Consider the following 1,527-nt stretch of genomic DNA (forward strand, 5'->3'; position numbering starts at 1 on the left):
CGGCTGGTTCTAACCGCTTAGATTATTTTTATACGCCGCTATGATTGCAAGTTCAGCTACAAAAACACAGATTTTGAGTTTTCACACAGTCTGGGCCGAAAGCGATCCTACGCGGACGATGAGATAGAACGAAAATCATATTTGTTGTGATAACGGCGTGCATCAGCTGATTTGATATAATACATTTTATTTGATACTTAAAGTGAGTCTTAACGGTTCTGACTGGCAAGCATTAAAGAAGTATCATTAACATATCAAGATTTATTTATTTTTGTTTCATCTCTTTTGTCTTTTTTCTCAAAATTTAGCAAAATGTTTCAAACCTAAATTTACTGATAATTTAATTTGAGCGCTGATTTTATAAAGGTTTCCGACATTTTTTATTTTCTCTTCTATGTTTCATAATAAATGACCCCCCTCACCGGGGTTAAGCCTCACTATTGGCTCGTGTGTCCAGTTTCTGGTTTTACCTGACCAACGTTCCGGATGTTTCTTTTTTGCTTCCTCATAAACGCGTTTTCGTTGTTTCAGTATAGTCACATCTTGACCATTATGGCGTTGTGTCGGCGTTACATATTTTATACCGTTATGGCGGTGACAGTTGTTATACCAGTCTACAAAACGCAGCACCCACAGACGTGTTTCGTCAAGGCTTTCAAAAGGTTTTGACGGATAAGCCGCTACATATTTCATCGTTTTAAACAATGATTCTGAATACGGATTATCATTACTCACCGAAGGACGACTGAATGACGGGACAATTCCCAACTTCTGCATCGTTGCCAGCATGGTTGCCCCTTTCATCGGACTGCCATTATCCGAATGTAATACAACCTTATGGTTTACAGGCAATGATTCAGTCAGCCGGGTCTTTCGCAAGATATCAGCAGCCTGCTCCGATGATTCATTCTCATAGACTTCCCAGCCTACGATTTTACGGCTATAGATATCCATGAACAGATACAGATAAAAGAATACGCCTTTTAGCGTGCTGGCCAAATACGTGATGTCCCATGACCACACTTGATTGGGTCCATCGGCAATATAAGTATCCGGTTTCTTTGCCGTGACTGGATTGGCAGCACGTCCCCGGCGATGTAACTGACCAGCATCACGTAAAACACGATAGAAACTGCTTTCTGACGCCAAATAGTTATTTCTATCCGCTAGCGCGGGCACTATTTGTTTGGGCGTTCGGGTACAGAATTCCTGGCTATTGCAAATGTCGAGAATCTGTTTTCTTTCCTGCTCACTGAGTTTGTTCGCAGGTGTTTTCCTGACTGTTTGTCGGCGATCCTCTATACCAATAACCCGCCAATGTTGTAACGTGCGGCTACTGATGCCAACAATCTTACAGGCCGAACGTTGTCGGGCACCTTGATTCATTGTTTCTGTTATTAATTCCATGGCCATCTGACGATCTTGCGAGGATACTGTCAATCGGCATGTAAAACTTACCAGGATTTTGGATAAATCGGCGTTGAAAAGTATCCACTCTGAGATGATAAATTACCGGCATTTTGCCGG

Annotated in this window: 1 protein-coding gene; it reads right to left on the bottom strand. The window is 41.8% G+C overall.

All coding sequences use genetic code 11. From position 1 onward, the window contains the following. Nucleotides 1-399: 399 nt before the first annotated feature. Entirely contained in the window at nt 400-1,407 is a 1,008-nt protein-coding gene (locus BMX44_RS16345) for an IS3 family transposase (protein WP_177167806.1), read from the bottom strand. Nucleotides 1,408-1,527 lie beyond the last annotated feature (120 nt).

The sequence above is a fragment of the Nitrosomonas marina genome (assembly GCF_900110145.1).
In the GTDB taxonomy this organism is placed as follows: domain Bacteria; phylum Pseudomonadota; class Gammaproteobacteria; order Burkholderiales; family Nitrosomonadaceae; genus Nitrosomonas; species Nitrosomonas marina.